A 17,478-nucleotide genomic window follows, 5' to 3' on the forward strand; every position below is an offset into this window, starting at 1 on the left:
CGCGTGGAGATCGCCCAACTCGAATCGCAGCCGCAAGCCGGCTTGTGGATGGTGGAGATTCCTCTCGCCGCCGCCGGTGTCGCCTGCTTCGGCTCGGCAAGGTGCGCTTCCAGGAAGGTGCCACTGCGGGCGATGGCTTCCTTCATGCCCATGGGCGAACTGACTTCGGCGGGCTTGTTGATCGAGGCCTCGAGCGTGGCCAGGGCGGCACGAAGCGGCGCGGGCAGCAGGCGCGCGATCGGTCGTCGCCCCAGCGCGGCCAGCACGCCCAGAAGCGGGGCGTAGCCGTTCTGTTGGGGCAGGCGTTCGCGCAGGCCCTGCATGGCCACACGCTCGTCGACGTTGCCCGGCAGCACCTCCAGTTGCGGTTGAGCCCCCTGGGTAAGCACGCGCACCTGGAACTGCGGCGGGAGTTGGGTGCCGGCCGTATCGGCCTCGACGGTGAGCCCGCCGATCTCCAGCAGCAACTTGCCCAGGTCGTTCTGGCCCATCACCCGAGCCATGAGCAGGGTGCCGACCCGCCAGCTGTCCGCCGTGGCCGTGGTACCCGCGGCCGCGCCCGCCCACAACTGGGCAGCGAGACTGGTCGGCTGGATGATCAAGGGGGATATCCTCCCGCGGCTTGGCGGGCCCGCGGATGGGCACGCTCCTGTGAGCTAGAGGATCGGCGGGAACTTGCGAAACTTTAGGAAGGCGCCGGCAAGGTAGAATGGGCGAATGACCCAGCTTCCCTTCGAACTCCTCGCCACCGACGGCGCGGCGCGGCGCGGCCGTCTCCGATTTGGCCGCGGCACCGTGGAAACCCCCGCTTTCATGCCCGTGGGCACCTACGGTTCGGTGAAGGCCATGACCCCACGCGATGTCCGGGACATCGGCGCGGAGATCATCCTCGGCAATACCTTCCACCTGTTCCTGCGCCCCGGCCTCGATATCGTCGGCGAGTTCGGCGGCCTGCACCGCTTCATCGGCTGGGACAAGCCGATCCTCACCGACTCGGGCGGATTCCAGGTGTTCTCGCTGGCCCACAAGCGGAAGATCACCGAGGAAGGGGTCACGTTCGCGTCGCCGGTGGACGGCTCGAAGGTGTTCCTTTCGCCCGAGGAGTCGATGCGGATCCAGAAAGTGCTGGATTCGGACATCGCCATGATCTTCGACGAATGCACGCCGTATCCGGCCACGGAGAAAGTGGCGTCCGACTCCATGGAACTCAGCCTGCGCTGGGCGGAGCGCTCGCGCCGGGCTTTCGACGACCTGCGCAATCCCAATGCGCTGTTCGGCATCGTCCAGGGCAGCACCTTCGAAGCCCTGCGGCGGCGTTCCGCGGAGCGGCTGGTGGAGATCGGGTTCGACGGCTACGCGGTGGGCGGCCTGGCCGTGGGCGAGCCCGAGGCCGAGCGCAACCACACGCTGGACTTCACCCTGCCCATGCTGCCGAAGGACCGGCCCCGTTACCTCATGGGCGTGGGCCGGCCGGAAGACATCGTGGAGGCCGTACGCCGCGGCGTCGACATGTTCGACTGCGTCATGCCCACCCGCAACGCCCGCAACGGCTTCCTCTTCACCGCCGAGGGCACGTTGCGGATACGCAATGCGAAATTCGCCATGGACACCCGGGTGATCGAGGAGGGCTGCGACTGCTATGCCTGCGCCAACGGTTTCTCCCGAGCCTACCTGCGCCACCTGGACCGTTGTAACGAGATCCTCGGCAGCCAGCTGGCAACGATGCACAACCTGCGTCACTACCAGCGGCTGATGGCCGGCCTGCGGGGCGCCATCGAGGCGGGCGGCCTCGAGGACTTCGTGGCCGCGTTCTATGCGGCCCGGCGCAAGGCCGAGGTCGACGGCTGAGCAAGGGGCGGTTTTGTGTGGGAGCCGCTTCAGCGGCGATGGCGGCTTGCGGCAAACTTCCCGCTGCCGCGGGATCGCCGGCAAAGCCGGCCCCCACAGGTTGCCGGTCCCCGCGGATTGCCGGGTCCCACATCCACGGAGGCCCCACGTACAAAGCGCCGGGCCGCGTGGCATAATCCACGATCTTTTTCCGTGAACGGTCGCTTTTCCTTGGCCGTTCCATGACTTGCGAGAATTCCGATGAGCCTCACCACATTCGCCGCCATTGCCCAGGCCACCGCTCCCGCCGCCGGGGCCGCTCCGCAGGGCGCCTTCGGCTTTTCGCCGCTGATCATGATGGCGGTGCTGTTCGGCATCTTCTATTTCATGATGATCCGCCCCCAGATGAAGCGTCAGAAGGAGCACCGTGCCCTCCTGGCCGCGCTCGCCAAGGGCGACGAAGTGGTGATGAGCGGCGGCATGGCCGGCCGCATCGAGGACGTCGGCGAGTCCTTCGTCCGCGTCGAGATCGCCCCGGGCGTGGTCGTCCAGGTGCAGAAGGGTTCGATCACCCAGGTGCTGCCCAAGGGTAGCCTCAAGAAGTCGTAAGACTTCCATCCGACAATGCGTCAGCCGCGGCCGGCGCACGGCCGCTCCCGCTCCCATGGAATGTAAGGCATGAGTGATTTTCCACGCTGGAAGTACGCGCTGGTCGTGATCGTGTTGCTGTTCGGCATCGTGTATGCGCTGCCGAACGTCTTCCCGCCGCAGCCGGCGGTGCAGATCTCGGGCAACCGCGGCGCCTCCGTCGACACGGCCCTGAAGAGCCGGGTCGAAGGCCTGCTGGCCACGGCGAAGGTGCCGGCCTCGTCGATCGAGCTGGACGACAAGGGCACCCGCCTGCTTGCCCGCTTCGGTAATGTCGATTCGCAGGCGAAGGCATCCGACGTGCTGCGCGCCGACCTCGGCGACAAGTACACGGTGGCCCTGAACCTGGCCACCACCGTGCCGTCCTGGCTGCGCGCCATCCATGCGAACTCGATGCCGCTCGGTCTCGATCTGCAGGGCGGTGTGCACTTCCTGATGGAAGTGGACCAGAACGCGGTGATCGACGCGCAGGAAACCCGTTACGCGGACGACATCCGCTCGCTGCTGCGCGACAAGAACGTGTCGTACGACGCCGTCAATCGCAACGCACGCGGCAAGGGCGTGAGCGTGGTGCTTCGTTCCGAAGCCGACCGCCAGCAGGCGGCCACACTCATCGGCACGGACTACCCCGACCTCGTCGTCAACGACGGTGCGAGCACGGGCAACCGCTTCGTGCTCAACGCCACGGTGAAGCCCGACAAGCTGCGCGAACTGGCCCAGAGCACCATCAGCCAGAACGTGACCACGTTGCGCCAGCGCGTGAACGCCCTGGGCGTGTCCGAGCCGCTGATCCAGCAGCAGGGCCCGAACCAGATCATCGTCGAGCTCGCGGGCGTGCAGGACACGGCGGAAGCGAAGAAGATCATCGGCGCCACCGCCACCCTGGAGTACCGCGCGGGCCTCTACACCCCGCAGCAGGCGGTGGACGCCGCCCGCTCGGGCAGCGTGCCGCCGGATGCGAAGCTCTACTACGGCCGCGACGGCCGGCCTTACCTGCTCAGCAAGAAGGTCATCGCGAAGGGCGACGAACTCACCAGCGCCATCTCCGGCCGCGACCAGCAGAACGGCACGCCGAACGTCAGCGTCACGCTGAACAGCGCGGGTGCCCGCAAGATGCAGGAGTTCACCAACGACAACGTCGGCAAGCCGATGGCGGTGCTCTACATCACGCGCACCGTCGAAACCAAGACGGTCGACGGCAAGGAAGTGAAGACGCCGAAGATCACCGAAGAGGTGATCAACTACGCCAACATCAGCTCGCCCTTCGGCAAGCAGTTCTCCACCAACGGCCTGCCCAGCGACGCCGAAGCGTCGGAACTGGCGCTGCTCCTGCGCGGCGGTTCGCTTGCCGCGCCGGTGGACATCGTCGGTGAAAGCGTCATCGGTCCCAGCCTCGGCGCGGACAACATCGACAAGGGCTTCAAGGCGGTGATGCTCGGCCTCGGGCTCGTGCTGGTGGCCGCGGCCATCTACTACAAGCTCTTCGGCCTGGTGGCCGACATTGCGCTGTTCTTCAACCTGGTGCTGCTCGTTGCCGTCATGTCGATGATCGGCGTCACCCTCACCATGCCGGGCATCGCGGGTATCGTGCTGACCCTGGGTATGGCGATCGACGCGAACGTGCTGATCTGCGAACGCGTGCGCGAGGAGCTGCGCAACGGCTCGTCACCGCTGGCGGCCATCCGCACCGGCTACGACAAGGCGTGGGCCACCATTCTCGACGCCAACGTCACCCACCTGCTCGCCGCGCTCGGCCTCATGACCATGGGCTCGGGCCCGATCAAGGGCTTCGGCGTCACCCTGTTCATCGGTATCCTCACCTCGATGTTCACGTCGGTGACGGTCACCCATGCCATCACGGCGCTGATCCACGGCGGCCGCAAGCTCAAGACCCTGTCGGTCTGACGGGAGGGACGCCATGGAAATCTTCAACCACAATTCGAACTTCAACTTCCTGGGCCTGCGCAAGTTCAGCATCGGCCTTGCCGTGCTGCTCATGGTCGGCTCCATCGCACTGATCATGACCCGGGGCTTCAACTACGGGCAGGACTTCCTCGGCGGCGTGGCCGTGCAGGTGGAATATCAGACGCCGGTCGATCCGAGCGACGTGCGCTCCGCCCTGGACAAGGCGCACCTGGAGAACCCGCTGGTGCAGGCGGTCGGCGGCACCCGCGAATTCACCATTCGCCTGCAGCCGAAGGGCGACGTCGCCGCCGCCGGCAATCTCACGAACGACGAGGCGGCCACGAGGGTATCGAACGACATCATGGCGGCGCTGAAGGCCTCCCGCCCCGACGTGGCGATGAAGAGCAAGTCGTTCGTCGGCCCGCAGGTGGGCGAGGAGCTGCGCAGCGACGGTATCGTCGCGGTCATCTTCGTCATCGTCGGCATCATGGGTTACCTGTGGATCCGCTTCGAGAAGCGTTTCGCCATCGCGGCGCTGGCCACGGAAATCCACGACGTGCTGGTCACGCTTGGCATCTTCGCCATCACCCAGCGCGAGTTCGACCTGACCGTGCTGGCCTCGGTACTGGCGGTGGTCGGTTACTCGATCAACGACAAGGTGGTGGTGTTCGACCGCGTGCGCGAACTGTTCCGCACCAGCCGCAATGCCACGCCGGAAGAGGTGCTGAACCGCTCGATCAACAGCACGCTGTCGCGAACGATCATCACCTCGCTGTTCACCGGCATCACCATGGCCGCGTTGTACTTCATCGGCGGTCCCGTGGTGCACGGCTTCTCGATCACGATGCTCATCGGCATCCTGGTCGGCACGCTGTCGTCCATCTTCGTCGCCAGCCCCATCCTGTTGTGGCTTGGCGTGTCGAAGCAGGACCTCATGCCGCGCTCGAAGGAAGATCCGGAACTCGAACGCCGGCCGTAATCTGCGCCGAGGTATCGAGAGATACGAAAAAGCCCGCCGTCACCGGCGGGCTTTTTCGTCATAGCCCTCATCCCTGGGCGTCAGAAATCCTCGCTGTCCTCAGTGGCACCTTCTGCGTCGTTGGCCAAGGTGACCACGACGTAGGCGGAGCCCACGAGGGATGCGCACAGCCAGGCGTAGACCATCTGGATCGCCGTCCTCGGTATGGCGGCGGCCACACGCGGCGCCAGGGCCAGGCCGATGATGCCGGCGAGCGCGAGTACGGTAGCGACGGTCCACGCGAGGCGCCGTGACGGCGACGCGGTGGTGATGAGGTTCATGCTGCTATTGCCCCTGTTTCCCCTGTTTCGCGACCTTCGTGAAGGTGATGTGAGGTCGCTTGCGTGTAGGAAATACCCTACAAAACCGGGGTGAGCAAGTGCCAGCCCGTTCACATTTTTCAATATTCGTAAGGGCTTTCCTGCAACAGGCTCGGCAAGCTCCGGGCTGCGCTAGACTTTCCTCCTTCCTCGAGATCGGATCCATGGCAGAGCGCGAATTCCCCGGCTTCACCCTGCGCAGCGGCGCGACCCGAGAGGGCTCGCGTTACACGGCCCTGCTGTCGGCCCATCCCGCCGACGGAAGCTACCCCAGCTACTTCGCCGTTTACGAGAACCGCAGCTTCCGCGACGGAGCCAGTGCGGCGGCCGCGGCGGAAAAAGCGCTGGGTCTGGTCCTGGGTGTGGAGGAGGACGGCGCGCCCGTCTTCGCCGAGGGCGAAACGGGTTTCGACGACGAAACCTGAGTCCTTTCGCTGGCTCCCATACAAGGACGGCTTGACAGCATGCCGTATCGCGGCGCGTCATAGCGTCATTAGCGTCACACCGGGCGTGACAAAAGGACGGCGGCGGCCATGAGCGAGGGGGTTGGGCGGTACCGGCAATTCGTCGAGGCGTCCTCGGACTGCATGAAGGAACTGGATCGCGACGGCACCATCCGTTTCGTCGCGGGCCTGGGCTGTGCCGCGCTCGCGCCCGAGGGCACGGATCGCCTCGTCGGGACGCGCTGGCTGGACCTGTGGCCGCTCGAAGCCCAGGACATGGTGATGCGCGTGCTCGATCGTGCCGCCCACGGCGAGCGCGTGGACTTCGTCGGCGCGAGGCGTCCCGGCCACGGGCCCACCCGGTGGTGGGAAGTGATGGTCGCGCCTGTGGTGGCGGGCGATACGCTGGACCACTTCATCGTCATCAGTCGCGACGTCACGGAGCGCGTGGAGTTGCAGGCCTCCCTGGAGGCCATCATCGAACTGCTCCAGGACCGCCTGAACGAGACCGTGGCGAGGTCGGCCTCCGCCAGCACCCGCTACGGCACGCTGATGGAGCGGCTGGAGTCGGAACATGGGGCCCGGCGTGACGCCGAGAGCCGCCTTGCCGGTGTCCGTGAGCAGCTCGACATGGCGAACCGGGCGAGGGAACTGGCCGAGGCCGGCGCGCGGCAGGCTCAGAAGCAGCAGGCGATCGGCCAACTCGTGAGCGGCATCGCCCACGACTTCAACAACATGCTGCAGACGGTGATCGTCAGCTTGTCCGGGCTCCAGGACGATTCGGACGAGCTGTCGCCCCGGCACCGTCGCATGATCACCTACGCCGTGGAGGGCGCCCGTCACGCCACCGCACTGACGCGCCGGCTACTGGCCTTCGCACGCAACCAGTACGGCCAGCCGGAAGCGACCGATCTCGGCGAGCTCGTCGTCGCCTTCGCGGATTTCGCGCGGCACGCCCTCGGGGGACGCGTCGGGCTCGAGGTGCTGCGCCAACCCGGGCCATTGCCGGTATGGCTGGACCGGCACGGCGTCGAGCAGGCGCTCATGAACGTCTGCCTCAATGCGCGCGACGCCATGGACGGCTTCGGCAGCATCGTCGTGGAGGTGGGGGAGCGCACGGGCGACGGCGTGCTTCCCGGGCTCTCGCACGAGGCCGGCGGCTACCGGCAGGTTTTCGTCAGCGTGACCGATACCGGCGGCGGCATGTCCGAGGAAGTGCGCCAGCGGCTGTTCGAGCCTTACTTCACGACAAAGGAAGGCGGTTCAGGGCTCGGCCTGGCGCAGGTGTACGGCATGGTCGCGCAAGCAGGTGGGGCCATCGAGATCGAGAGCGAAGCCGGCGTCGGAACCCGCTTCCGGCTTGTGTTTCCGCGCTATCAGGAGCTGCAGGTGCTCACGGAGTGAACGTTCACAAAACGTGACGAAGTTCCTCAATTTTCCTCCCGTCTGGCCGATAAGCAGAAGGACTGGAGGAAGCAAGGCATGTTGGTCATCATCGGCTCCATCGTCGTCCTGGTATCCGTACTGGGCGGCTACATACTTTCCCACGGCGAACTCGGCGCGCTCTGGCAACCCTACGAACTGCTCATCATCTTCGGTGCGGCAGTGGGTGCTTTCGTCAGCAGTAACTCCATCGAGGTGGTAAAGGGCGCCGGGCGTGACGTCGTGGCGTTGTTCAAGGGGCCCAAGTACCGCCGGCAGGATTACGTGGACCTGTTGTCGCTGCTCTACGACATCTTCGTGAAGATGCGCAAGGAAGGGCAGCTCGGCATGGAGGCGCATATCGAGGATCCGGCGAACAGCACGCTGTTCTCGGCCTATCCGCGGCTTGTCGCCGAGCACCACCTCATCGACTTCACCACCGACTGCCTGCGCCTCATCGTGGGTGGCGCCATGGACCCGCACGAACTCGAGCAACTGCTCGACGTGGAACTGGAAACGCACCATCACGAAGCGCTGGTGCCGGCACTGGCGGTCCAGAAGATGGCAGACGCGTTGCCGGGTTTCGGCATCGTCGCGGCGGTGCTCGGCATCGTCATCACCATGAAGTCGATCGACGGCGACGCGGCGGTGATCGGCGAGCACATCGCAGGCGCGCTGGTCGGCACGTTCCTGGGCATCCTCCTTTCCTACGGCTTCGTCGGTCCGCTCGCGGCGGCGATGGAAGCCCGGGTGGGCACGGACGGCAAGGCCTTCGAATGCGTGAAGGTGGCCCTGCTGGCCAACCTGCGCGGGTACAACCCGATGGTGGCCGTGGAGTTCGCGCGCAAGTCGCTGCAAGCCTCGTCGCGCCCGTCGTTCCAGGACCTCGAAACCCACCTGAAGGCCGTCCGGTAATCGGTCATGAGCGATCTGAAGCAGGTCATCATCGTCCGGAAACGGAAAAAGGCCGGCCATGCGCACCATGGGGGTGTCTGGAAGGTCGCCTATGCCGACTTCGTCACGGCGATGATGGCCTTCTTCCTCGTCATGTGGCTCGTCGGTGCCGGCACGAAGCAGCAGCGCGCGGCCATCTCGGAATATTTCAAGAATCCGAGCATGACGCAGGGTCAGTCCACCATGTCGCCGTCGGGCAAGATGGGGCCGGGCGGTGCCAGCACCAGCATGATCAAGCTCGGCGGCGCGCTCGACCTGCCCAAGGGGCCGGGCGACCAGAAGGCATTCGCCAAACCGAGTTCGTCCGAGGTCGACAAGCTCGCCCGCGAACAGGAAAAGCGTCGTCTCGAACAACTCATGCGCGACCTCAAGGAGGCCATCGCCAAGAGCCAGGCGATGGCGCCGTACAAAGACCAGCTTCTCCTCGACATCACGTCGGAAGGCCTGCGCATCCAGATCGTCGACAAGCAGAACCGTCCCATGTTCGACACCGGCAGCGGAGTCATGAAGCCATATACCGTGCAGATCCTGCATGAGCTGGCGGGCTTCGTGAACCAGGTGCCCAATTCGATCAGCATCTCGGGTCACACGGACAGCGCGCCTTACATTCGCGCCGATAGCGCCTATGGCAACTGGGAGCTTTCCGCCGACCGTGCGAATGCCGCGCGGCGCACACTCGTCGAAGGCGGCATGCAGCCCGGCAAGGTGGCGCGCGTGGTCGGGCTGGCGGCGTCGGTGCCATTCGACAAGGCGGATCCCGCGGCGGCGATCAACAGGCGCATCAGCATCGTGGTGATGACGAAGGAAGCGGCACGGGCCGCGCTTTCCCAGGAAGTCGCCGACGAGCCGGACGTGCCCGATGCGAGCGCTACGCCGCATTCGGCGGAACAGGAACACCTGGGCGGCGGTGTGCCGGACATGCCGGTCCCGGCGCCCGACTCCAACGTGGGAACCGCGGTGACCGCGCCGCGGGTCCTGCGCAAGGGCTGACGCCTCGACAGCCTTCACGCTGCCCTACCGGCGCAAGGCGCCCACTGCCTTATCGTCCTATGGCGGGCCAGCCTGTGAACACCAGACCGCGTTGTCACAATGTCGCCGGTGTGTCACGGGAGTCACTTGCAACGGTCACCCCGCCCCGGCAGTATCGAGAAGACAGGGGAGGGAAGGCGTAGTGGAAAATCACAGTAAGTACAGAGTGGTCGCCAAGGCGGTCAAGCATCATGGCGATGCCGGCGAACAGGTGTATCGCGCCAGCTATCGCATCCTCGACCATATCGGCGAGGAGATCGAGGCAAGCACCGGCACCAATGATTTCCAGGACATCACCAGCGCGTTCAACGAAGCCTTCGCGCTCGGCCACGAGCGCTTGCGCGTGGTTGGAGCCGATTCTGTCGGCGACGACGAGCTTGCATCGAGCGTGCCCGCCGCGGGATCGCCGGCGTAGCCGGCTCCCACAGTTCTATGCACGCTGCGTCTGGCGGAGTTCTTCGAGTTGCGCCGGCGTGCCCACGTTGCGCCAGAAGCCGTCGAAGCGTTCGCCGGTGAGCCTGCCTTCGGCAATGGCGCGCCTGTACATCGGCAGCAGCTTGAAGCGGCCCGGCATCTCACGTTCCACGATCTCGCGGCGATACACGCCCACGTTCCCGAACGTCAGTCGCTCGGCACGCTCCGGAGCGTCGGCTTCGTAGAGCTGTCCATCGGCCAGCGCGAAATCGCCCGCGGGATGGAAATCGGGATTCGGGACCATCACCAGATGCGCCACGCCTTTGGGCTCGCGTGGAAGCGCTGCATAATCGATGTCGCTCCAGATGTCCGCACTCACGACCACGAAGGGCTCGGGTCCGAGCAAAGGCAGCGCGGCGAGCATGCCGCCGCCGGTTTCCAGCGGCACCGGGCCTTCGTAGGAATAGCGCAAGCGCACGCCCCATCGCGAGCCGTCGCCGAGAGCCTGCGGAAATTGCTCCGCGAGATGCGAGGTATTGACGACGATATACCGTATGTCCGCCGCTGCCAGCTTCTCGATGTGGTGCACGATGAGCGGCTTGCCGTTCACCTCCAGCAGCGGTTTGGGCGTGAGCGTCGTGAGTGGCCGCATGCGCTCGCCGAGACCGGCGGCGAGGATGAGCGCGTGCCTCATGCGCGGGCCGCCACGCGGATATCCCGGCCGCCTATCTTCGCCTCGAGGTAGTCTGCGAGAGGTGCCACGTCGGCGTGCCTGCGCGCGGTGTCGAGCACGTAATGCAGCACACGCGGAAGGTCGTCGAGGTAACCAGGCTTCCCATCGCGGTAACAGAGCCGGCAGAACAGCCCGAGGATCTTGATGTGCCGCTGCAGGCCCGTCAGGTCGAACCAGCGGCGGAAGCGATCGGCGTCCACGCTCTCGTCCAGCAGGCGCGCGTCGAGCAGGCGCAGGCGATACGCCTCCACCCAGCCGCGCACGCGTTCCTCGTCCCACGTGATGTATGCATCGCGCAGCAACGATGCGAGGTCGTACGTGATGGGGCCCGACATGGCGCCCTGGAAATCGATGATGCCGGGCGAGCGTTCCGTCGTGACCAGAAGGTTGCGGCTGTGGTAATCGCGGTGCATGAACGCGCGCGGCTGCTCCGCGATCGTATGCATGATCGCGGTGAATGCGTTCTCGATGATGTCCCATTCCTCGCACGCCACGGTCACGCCGAGGTGCTTTTGCAGCAGCCAGGTCGGCATGATCTCCAGTTCCATGGTCTGCCAGGCGTGGTCGAAGGCGGGAAGGCCTGCGGTGTCTACCCGGGATTGCATGCGCAGGAGGGCGTCAAGGGCGTCGCCATAAAGCGCGTCGGCCGTCTGGTCGCTGAGTTCCGGCAGGTAGGTGCGCGTGCCCAGGTCCTCGATCAGGAGGAAACCTTGGGCCAGGTCGGCCACCATCACCGTGGGCACGTGCAGGCCCGCGGCGGCCAGGCGACCACCGATCTCGACCCAGGGCGCCGGGTTCTCTCGGTCCGGCGGAGAGTCCATCACGATGACCGGTTGGCCGTCGACGTACCCGCGCCAGTAGCTGCGGAAACTGGCGTCCGCGGATGCGGGTTCCAGTGCGAGGGAGGGCAGGCCGGTGGCCTGGCGGGCCCAGGCCAGGCGGGCGTCGGAGCGGTTGGTGGCAGTCATGCGGGTCTTTGCAGCGGCATTTTCGTGAGCTTAGAGCCTTTGTCATAGGCTGTCATGGCGCTCCGGCCCATTGTTGCGGTTCGCCACATGGGCCTATGCTCGGACACCAGACGTTCTATCGGGGGACGATCATCATGGGAAGCACCGGTGCGGCACCGATGACGCGTCGCGACCTCCTGCGGATGATCGGGCTCGCCGGAGGCGGCGCGCTGATGTACCAGGCGATGACCAGCATGGGCTTCGCCAGCGAATCGCCTTATCGCCAGGCGCCGGCGCTCCAGGGCACCGGCCACGGCAGCGTCCTGATCCTCGGCGCGGGACTGGCGGGGCTCGTGGCCGCGTACGAGTTGCGCAAGGCCGGCTATCGGGTCCAGGTGCTCGAGTACAACGCGCGCGCCGGCGGTCGCAACTGGACGCTGCGCGGCGGCGACGAATACACCGAACTCGGTGGGTATCGCCAGGTTTGCGAGTTCGACAAGGGCGAGTACTTCAATCCCGGTCCGTGGCGCATTCCCTACCACCATCACGCCGTACTCGATTACTGCCGCCGTTTCGGTGTGGCGCTCGAGCCGTTTGTCCAGGTGAACCACAACGCGTACCTGCACGCCAGGAATGCGTTCGGTGGCAAGCCGCAGCGCATGCGGGAAGTACAGAGCGACTTCAATGGCGGTGTAGCCGAACTGCTCGCGAAGGCGTCGGGGAGTGGTCGGCTCGACGACCTGGTGAACAAGGAAGACAAGGAGATACTCCTGGAAGCGCTGCGCGGCTTCGGTGGGCTGGACAACGACTTCCGTTACGTGGCGTGCCAGGCAAGCAGTTCTCGCCGCGGTTACACGAAGGACGCGGCGGGTGGGGCCGACGGTGCCCCGGCATTTTCCAAGCCGGTCTCCCTGCACGACGTGCTCGGCAGCCATCTGTGGAAGTACCTGGGCATGAGCAGCATGTACGAGTTCCAGACCACGCTCCTCCAGCCGGTGGGTGGCATGGATGCGATCGGCAAGGCCTTCGTGCGCGAGATCGGCCATGATGTGATCCGCTACAACGCAAGGGTGACCGACATTGCCCAGGACGGCCGCGGCGTCACCGTGACGTACGAAGACACCGCGAAGCCCGGCCAGAATCGGCAGGCCACGGCGGACTGGTGCGTCTGCACGATTCCGCTGTCGATCCTCAACCAGATACCGATACAGGTATCCCAGGCCAAGCGGGCGGCGATCGCCGCCGTGCCCTATTGGGGTTCGGTCAAGGTGGGTCTCCAGTTCAAGCGGCGCTTCTGGGAGGAGGACGAAGCGATCTACGGTGGCATCACCGTCACCGACCAGCCGATCGGCATGATTTCTTACCCCAGTCATGGCTTCGGCACGAAGAAGGGGGTGTTGTTGGGTGCCTACACCTTGTTTCTCGATGCATACGAATACACGGCAATGGACCCGGCCGCGCGTATACGCGCGGCCATAGGGGACGGTTCGAAGATCCATCCGCAGTATGCGCGCGAGTTCGAGAGCGGCATGGCCGTGGCATGGCACCGTTCGCCCGGCACGCTCGGTTGCTTCGGCGGCTGGACGGACGAGGCGAGGGCCAAGCACTACGCCGACATCTGCGCGATGGACGACCGCATCGTGCTCGCCGGCGAGCACGCGTCCTATCTGCCCGCATGGCAGGAGGGCGCGATCCTCTCGTCGTTGTCCGCCATCGAGGCGCTGCATCGTCGCGCCATGGCCGGGGCCGCTGCATGAAGAAGATCGTCCTCATGGCGGGCCTCGCGTTATGCGCCGACACCTCCACTGCGCAGCGCTTCGATGCCAGGCATTACGACGGGCTGTCCCAGCTGACGGGCGAGCAGCTATACACGCACATCTGCCAGGGCTGCCACATGCCCGACGGTCGGGGCGCGACCGGCGCGGGGCGATACCCGGCGCTGGCGCACAACGCCAGGCTGGCCTCTGCGGCGTACCCCGTTGCCATGGTGATCAACGGTCGTAGCAACATGCCTGCATTCGGCCCGCTGCTCACCGATGCGCAAATAGCCGGAGTGGTGAACTATGTACGCACGCATTTCGGCAATGCCTATGTCGATCCGCTGTCGCCGGAGGACGTGAAGGCATTCCGGCCCCCGAACACCGAAACGGAGCACCACTGACATGTTGAAAGCCTTCCTTGCATCCCTCGCGTTCGTCGCGGCAGCGCCCGCCATCGCATCCGACGTCGTCCGGCACAAGATTCCGGGCAGCGACTTTCCTATTTCGGCGGCGGTGGAAATCCCCACCGGAAAGACGCTCGTTTTCCTGAGCGGCGTCGTGCCGCCGGTGGCGGATGCCAACGCCCCGAAAGGAAGCCTGGAATCCTACGGCGACACCAAGGTGCAGACCGTCGGGGTGCTCACGTCGATCGAGAAACAGCTGAAGGGCATGGGCCTTTCGCTGGGCGACGTCGTAAAGATGCAGGTGTTCCTGGTCGGCGATCCCGCGAAGGGCGGCAAGATGGATTTCGCAGGTTTCATGGCGGGATACACGCAGTTCTTCGGTACAAAGGAGCAGCCGAAGCTGCCGTCGCGCTCGGCGATGCAGGTGGCGGCGTTGGCCGCTCCCGGTTTCCTTGTGGAGATCGAGGTGACCGCCGTTCGTCCTTGAGCGGCGGCCACTCCCACATTACGGGATGGTTGGGAGCGTCAAGATAGGCTCGTTGCCAGCCCGGAGTCTTATCGTGGGTTGCCGGGCGAACGCCGAATCCACCGGATACCACGCACCTTCGTATTTGAATATTTCATGCGTCGCATCGCTTGGCTCCGGGTTCTTTCCCGGCACCAGGATCGCGCGACGGCCATTCAAGCCTTCAGGCCCGGTTTCGATCACTTGGGTGCGGCCGTGGAGGTCCCTCAGTTGCACGTAGCGCCGCCCGTGCATAGTCCAGTCGTCACCGTCCGGGGTGAAGGTTCTCGGAAGCGCGGAGCTGTCCTTGACAAGGAGATGGTCGAGGGTTTCAGGTAACAGCGCGCTCTCCTTGGCGACGATGTCCTTCAGCGCCTCGTTGGCGGCCTTTGCAGCATCTTCATTTGTTGCGACGGAACTCCCCATGCGGCCAAGTTTTCCGTTGTTCGCGTTCTGTAAGCGCATGAGCTCGGCTGTCGTCAGGTCTTCATACTCGTTGAAAATGCCATGACGAAGTTTCGAGATTGCTACGAGGCGGCTTCGCGCGGGAAGGTCTCGCTTGAACCACTCCCGATGCATGCGCTCGAGTTCTGGCAGAGTTGATCGGCTTTCCAGATCCTTCACAAGTTGCTTTCTCAGATGGATATCGTCCTGCCAAGTGGCGATTCGCCCAGGACCTTCAAACCTGGAGGCGTACTGACTTGATTCAGTCGGCGATATCAGCCATTCGGTCGCGGTGACCACAGAGTCGAAGGTGCCGGGCCTGCCGCTGTTGTTCGTAACGTGGTATTTGTTGCCGACGCGATTTATATCCAGCGAGTTCAGCGGGGCGCGGCCATTTGGAAGGTGAATTGCCTTGTCGATTCTGCCGCCAGGCATCGCGACATACTCGAGCGTACCCGAGTCGTAGAATGCGAGAGGGCGTTCGAGGGCCTTGGCCAGGTTTGGAGCGATTACACGTGCCTCCATCTCACTCCACGGGCCATCTGCTTCGTCGAGAAGCCGAGCGGGAAGGTTTTCCAGGAAGCTGTGTCCCAGTGCGAGCATTGCCAGCGGCGACTGCTCGGCGTGTTTCGGGTCTATGCCGCGCAATGCCTCGTCGGGCAAGCCAAGTTCGTCGAGTATCTCGCTGGCTCTCTGGAGCATCCTGGGATTGCTGGTAATGAGTGGCCCGTGCGGGTTCCTTTGCGCGATCTGTGTGAGGAAGTCGTTTGCCGCAGGCTCGAGCGCCGGCAACCTTGGCGATCCGGTAGGACTCAGCGGGTAACCTATGTGGCCGTTGACCCTCTGCGGGTCACGAAACCAAGGCCGCTGTGCTTCCGTCTCCCTCGCCGGCGCTATGCCGGCGAGGGCGGTGGAGACAATACCTGTCCCCGTCTTCAAGAGGCCTTCGGTCCGATCCTCTTGGTTTCGCCCATCGATGGCCTGCTCGATTCCAGTACCTGTCTGCTCGGCGCCCGCGAGCATCATGACGGGCATCGTCAATGCCGGGACGAAGCCCAGTGGCGCCAATAGCGTCGCGGCACGGTCGAGCGTGGTGCGCCATGCATCCCATGCCGTGCTGGCCTGCATCCGCGCGTCGTCGCGCAGGCGCCGCTCCGTCTGCACCCGCATGTCTTCGAACACGTCATCCGTGACCTCGGCATTCTTGTGATCGACGGAGCCGCCGTCGGACTGCCACTGGCCGTCGCGAATGTATTCCAGTCCCTGCTTCACGCCGGTCCAGAATGTACCGTCCTGTGTGTTGTAGATGGAAAAATGCGACAGCACCGCTTCCAGGCTTCGCGGATCTCGTGTCTGGGCCTTCACCCAATGACGGAGCGCCTGTTCGCTCTCGAGAGCCACGAAGCCTGGGCTTCCGCCGGGGATATACATGACTTCGCTGCCATCCGCTGCAATGAAGCGAACCAGGTCGCTGGCCACATAGCCGTTGACGTCGAAACGTCTGACAGTGACGCCGCCTTCGCGCACGGTACTCCGCAGTTGCGCCAGCGTTACCGGTCCGCTCAAGGGCACTCGAGGTGCCCCACCACGCATGACAAGTGCGTATTGATCGTCGGTCAGTTCGCCGGCGCTGTGGGCTTGCCGTGCCCGCGTGATGAATTCATAGCGCGCGAGCAAGGACCAGTTGGCCCGATTTGCCACCCAGTAGCCGTCTATCGCCTGATTGAGACGCTTGACATAGGGCAACTCCGAGAATGCGCCCGATGCGCCGAAGGCGCTCACCAATTGCGACAGCAGTAATGGACTGGCGTACTCCCGGGTATAGCCCCCACGGCGGTAAATGCCGAAGGCCTCATCGAGCGGACGCGAGTCCTCGCGCACCTTGTCGATGATGTTTCGTTTGGCGAAAAAGGTGTTGTAGAGGTATCCCGGTCCTGTCCAGCCCCGGCAATAGGTCCACAGCCTCTGGAAGAAGTCTTTCCCGTCGCGGGTATGTGCGACACCTCGGATGAATGAAACCGGATCGACGCTTGCTTCACCTCCGCGAAGGAGGCCTCCGACGGCGTCGGCGGAGAGTGCCAGGAAGTTATGCCTTGCGTGGTCGGGAAAGGCACCCATCAAGGCGTCAGTCAGCGAAGTAGCCTGGTCGGGATTGCCCTGGACGCGGCTTTCCGCCGTGGCGAAATGGGCGACGACGTGGGTGTCACCATCGATGCCGAGCTGCTCTCGTATGAACGCTTTGGCCAGGCCGCGGGCATCGGGTGCGAGGACATCGTGAGTGCGAACAAGAGCATTGAATTCCGCCGTGTCCGCAGCGCTTACGAATTGAACGGCAACCGGCGATACGTCAGGAAGCGATGCTTCTCGTTGTCCGGACGCGTCCGCGAGGGCGTCCGCTACTTGGTAGGTGTCGGTGAACGTATGCGGGCCGTCTGTCGATGGATGGACCACGCCGGCGAAACTACCTGGGGCGTGTGTCATGGTGGAAGCAAGAAGGATGGCGCCAGCGAGACTGAGGCGTTTCTGGGAGGGATCGGTCATTGCGTTACCGTCGATCGGGATGGTGGCGATCACGATATCCAGCTGCCTCGCGCGAGGATGTCGGACATGACGTAGGCGACATGGGAGCAATGTCGCAGGTAGGCGTAAGGCGGTTAACCACGCCGAATTGCGGCGAATGTCGTTTTCGTGGCCTGCCTACGCTT

16 protein-coding genes and 1 pseudogene are annotated in these 17,478 nt (G+C 64.7%); 12 read left to right on the top strand and 5 right to left on the bottom strand.

The features are described from left to right. Window positions 1–602: pseudogene (locus tag ACPYOD_RS03825) on the bottom strand (hypothetical protein); the annotation flags it as partial. 115 nt (window positions 603–717) lie between these two features. Here ACPYOD_RS03825 and tgt point away from each other — a divergent pair. The 4 genes from tgt (at window position 718) to secF (ending at window position 5,359) form a co-directional block, all read left to right on the top strand. Further along, window positions 718–1,848 (top strand): tRNA guanosine(34) transglycosylase Tgt, encoded by a 1,131-nt coding sequence (tgt, locus tag ACPYOD_RS03830; RefSeq protein WP_481300406.1) that lies wholly within the window; start codon window positions 718–720, stop codon window positions 1,846–1,848. 240 nt (window positions 1,849–2,088) lie between these two features. Next, window positions 2,089–2,436, top strand: a complete 348-nt coding sequence (yajC, locus tag ACPYOD_RS03835) for a preprotein translocase subunit YajC (protein WP_481300407.1) — start codon at window positions 2,089–2,091, stop codon at window positions 2,434–2,436. Window positions 2,437–2,505: 69 nt separating this feature from the next. Further along, on the top strand, window positions 2,506–4,380 hold the full coding sequence (gene secD / locus ACPYOD_RS03840) for a protein translocase subunit SecD (RefSeq protein ID WP_481300408.1): 1,875 nt from the start codon (window positions 2,506–2,508) through the stop codon (window positions 4,378–4,380). A gap of 13 nt (window positions 4,381–4,393) precedes the next feature. Further along, entirely contained in the window at window positions 4,394–5,359 is a 966-nt protein-coding gene (secF, locus tag ACPYOD_RS03845) for a protein translocase subunit SecF (protein ID WP_481300409.1), read from the top strand. 80 nt (window positions 5,360–5,439) lie between these two features. Here secF and ACPYOD_RS03850 read toward each other — a convergent pair whose 3' ends face one another. Continuing rightward, window positions 5,440–5,679, bottom strand: a complete 240-nt coding sequence (locus tag ACPYOD_RS03850) for a hypothetical protein (RefSeq protein WP_413625573.1) — start codon at window positions 5,677–5,679, stop codon at window positions 5,440–5,442. 203 nt (window positions 5,680–5,882) lie between these two features. Here ACPYOD_RS03850 and ACPYOD_RS03855 point away from each other — a divergent pair, with 203 nt between their 5' ends. From ACPYOD_RS03855 to ACPYOD_RS03875, 5 genes are all read left to right on the top strand, one after another. Further along, a complete protein-coding gene (locus ACPYOD_RS03855; RefSeq protein ID WP_481300410.1) occupies window positions 5,883–6,143 on the top strand; it encodes a hypothetical protein in 261 nt (86 codons plus the stop codon). Window positions 6,144–6,251: 108 nt separating this feature from the next. Then, window positions 6,252–7,565 (top strand): two-component system sensor histidine kinase NtrB, encoded by a 1,314-nt coding sequence (locus tag ACPYOD_RS03860; RefSeq protein ID WP_481300411.1) that lies wholly within the window; start codon window positions 6,252–6,254, stop codon window positions 7,563–7,565. A 78-nt stretch (window positions 7,566–7,643) separates the two neighbouring features. Then, entirely contained in the window at window positions 7,644–8,498 is an 855-nt protein-coding gene (gene motA / locus ACPYOD_RS03865; protein WP_481300412.1) for a flagellar motor stator protein MotA, read from the top strand. A 6-nt stretch (window positions 8,499–8,504) separates the two neighbouring features. Further along, window positions 8,505–9,527, top strand: coding sequence for a flagellar motor protein MotB (gene motB / locus ACPYOD_RS03870; protein WP_481300413.1), 1,023 nt, complete (start codon window positions 8,505–8,507; stop codon window positions 9,525–9,527). Window positions 9,528–9,708: 181 nt separating this feature from the next. Beyond that, window positions 9,709–9,981 (top strand): hypothetical protein, encoded by a 273-nt coding sequence (locus ACPYOD_RS03875; RefSeq protein WP_481300414.1) that lies wholly within the window; start codon window positions 9,709–9,711, stop codon window positions 9,979–9,981. 15 nt (window positions 9,982–9,996) lie between these two features. On the opposite strand, the gene murU is transcribed toward ACPYOD_RS03875, so the two are convergent. Beyond that, window positions 9,997–10,674: an N-acetylmuramate alpha-1-phosphate uridylyltransferase MurU gene (murU, locus tag ACPYOD_RS03880; RefSeq protein ID WP_481300415.1), complete on the bottom strand. Its 678-nt coding sequence runs from the start codon at window positions 10,672–10,674 to the stop codon at window positions 9,997–9,999. Continuing rightward, the gene (locus tag ACPYOD_RS03885; protein WP_481300416.1) at window positions 10,671–11,681 is read right to left on the bottom strand and encodes an aminoglycoside phosphotransferase family protein; all 1,011 of its coding nucleotides are present in this window, start codon (window positions 11,679–11,681) and stop codon (window positions 10,671–10,673) included. Before ACPYOD_RS03885 ends, murU begins: the two co-directional genes overlap by 4 nt. Before the next feature lie 134 nt (window positions 11,682–11,815). Here ACPYOD_RS03885 and ACPYOD_RS03890 point away from each other — a divergent pair, with 134 nt between their 5' ends. The 3 genes from ACPYOD_RS03890 to ACPYOD_RS03900 are packed head-to-tail and all read left to right on the top strand — an operon-like array spanning window position 11,816 to window position 14,311. After that, window positions 11,816–13,417 (top strand): flavin monoamine oxidase family protein, encoded by a 1,602-nt coding sequence (locus tag ACPYOD_RS03890; RefSeq protein WP_481300417.1) that lies wholly within the window; start codon window positions 11,816–11,818, stop codon window positions 13,415–13,417. Further along, window positions 13,414–13,821, top strand: coding sequence for a c-type cytochrome (locus ACPYOD_RS03895; RefSeq protein ID WP_481300418.1), 408 nt, complete (start codon window positions 13,414–13,416; stop codon window positions 13,819–13,821). Before ACPYOD_RS03890 ends, ACPYOD_RS03895 begins: the two co-directional genes overlap by 4 nt. A gap of 1 nt (window position 13,822) precedes the next feature. Beyond that, window positions 13,823–14,311, top strand: coding sequence for a RidA family protein (locus ACPYOD_RS03900; protein ID WP_481300419.1), 489 nt, complete (start codon window positions 13,823–13,825; stop codon window positions 14,309–14,311). Between the two features lie 18 nt (window positions 14,312–14,329). Here ACPYOD_RS03900 and ACPYOD_RS03905 read toward each other — a convergent pair whose 3' ends face one another. Further along, window positions 14,330–17,347, bottom strand: coding sequence for a dermonecrotic toxin domain-containing protein (locus ACPYOD_RS03905; protein WP_481300420.1), 3,018 nt, complete (start codon window positions 17,345–17,347; stop codon window positions 14,330–14,332). Window positions 17,348–17,478: the final 131 nt, after the last annotated feature.

It is taken from the genome of Luteibacter sp. HAY1-4A (assembly GCF_056755355.1).

Excerpts from the sequence above, each read along its gene's own strand:
- tgt (WP_481300406.1), top strand. The coding sequence starts at position 718 with ATGACCCAGCTTCCCTTCGAACTCCTCGCCACCGACGGCGCGGCGCGG.
- yajC (WP_481300407.1), top strand. The coding sequence starts at position 2,089 with ATGAGCCTCACCACATTCGCCGCCATTGCCCAGGCCACCGCTCCCGCC.
- secD (WP_481300408.1), top strand. The coding sequence starts at position 2,506 with ATGAGTGATTTTCCACGCTGGAAGTACGCGCTGGTCGTGATCGTGTTG.
- secF (WP_481300409.1), top strand. The coding sequence starts at position 4,394 with ATGGAAATCTTCAACCACAATTCGAACTTCAACTTCCTGGGCCTGCGC.
- ACPYOD_RS03850 (WP_413625573.1), bottom strand. The coding sequence starts at position 5,679 with ATGAACCTCATCACCACCGCGTCGCCGTCACGGCGCCTCGCGTGGACC.
- ACPYOD_RS03855 (WP_481300410.1), top strand. The coding sequence starts at position 5,883 with ATGGCAGAGCGCGAATTCCCCGGCTTCACCCTGCGCAGCGGCGCGACC.
- ACPYOD_RS03860 (WP_481300411.1), top strand. The coding sequence starts at position 6,252 with ATGAGCGAGGGGGTTGGGCGGTACCGGCAATTCGTCGAGGCGTCCTCG.
- motA (WP_481300412.1), top strand. The coding sequence starts at position 7,644 with ATGTTGGTCATCATCGGCTCCATCGTCGTCCTGGTATCCGTACTGGGC.
- motB (WP_481300413.1), top strand. The coding sequence starts at position 8,505 with ATGAGCGATCTGAAGCAGGTCATCATCGTCCGGAAACGGAAAAAGGCC.
- murU (WP_481300415.1), bottom strand. The coding sequence starts at position 10,674 with ATGAGGCACGCGCTCATCCTCGCCGCCGGTCTCGGCGAGCGCATGCGG.
- ACPYOD_RS03885 (WP_481300416.1), bottom strand. The coding sequence starts at position 11,681 with ATGACTGCCACCAACCGCTCCGACGCCCGCCTGGCCTGGGCCCGCCAG.
- ACPYOD_RS03890 (WP_481300417.1), top strand. The coding sequence starts at position 11,816 with ATGGGAAGCACCGGTGCGGCACCGATGACGCGTCGCGACCTCCTGCGG.
- ACPYOD_RS03895 (WP_481300418.1), top strand. The coding sequence starts at position 13,414 with ATGAAGAAGATCGTCCTCATGGCGGGCCTCGCGTTATGCGCCGACACC.
- ACPYOD_RS03900 (WP_481300419.1), top strand. The coding sequence starts at position 13,823 with ATGTTGAAAGCCTTCCTTGCATCCCTCGCGTTCGTCGCGGCAGCGCCC.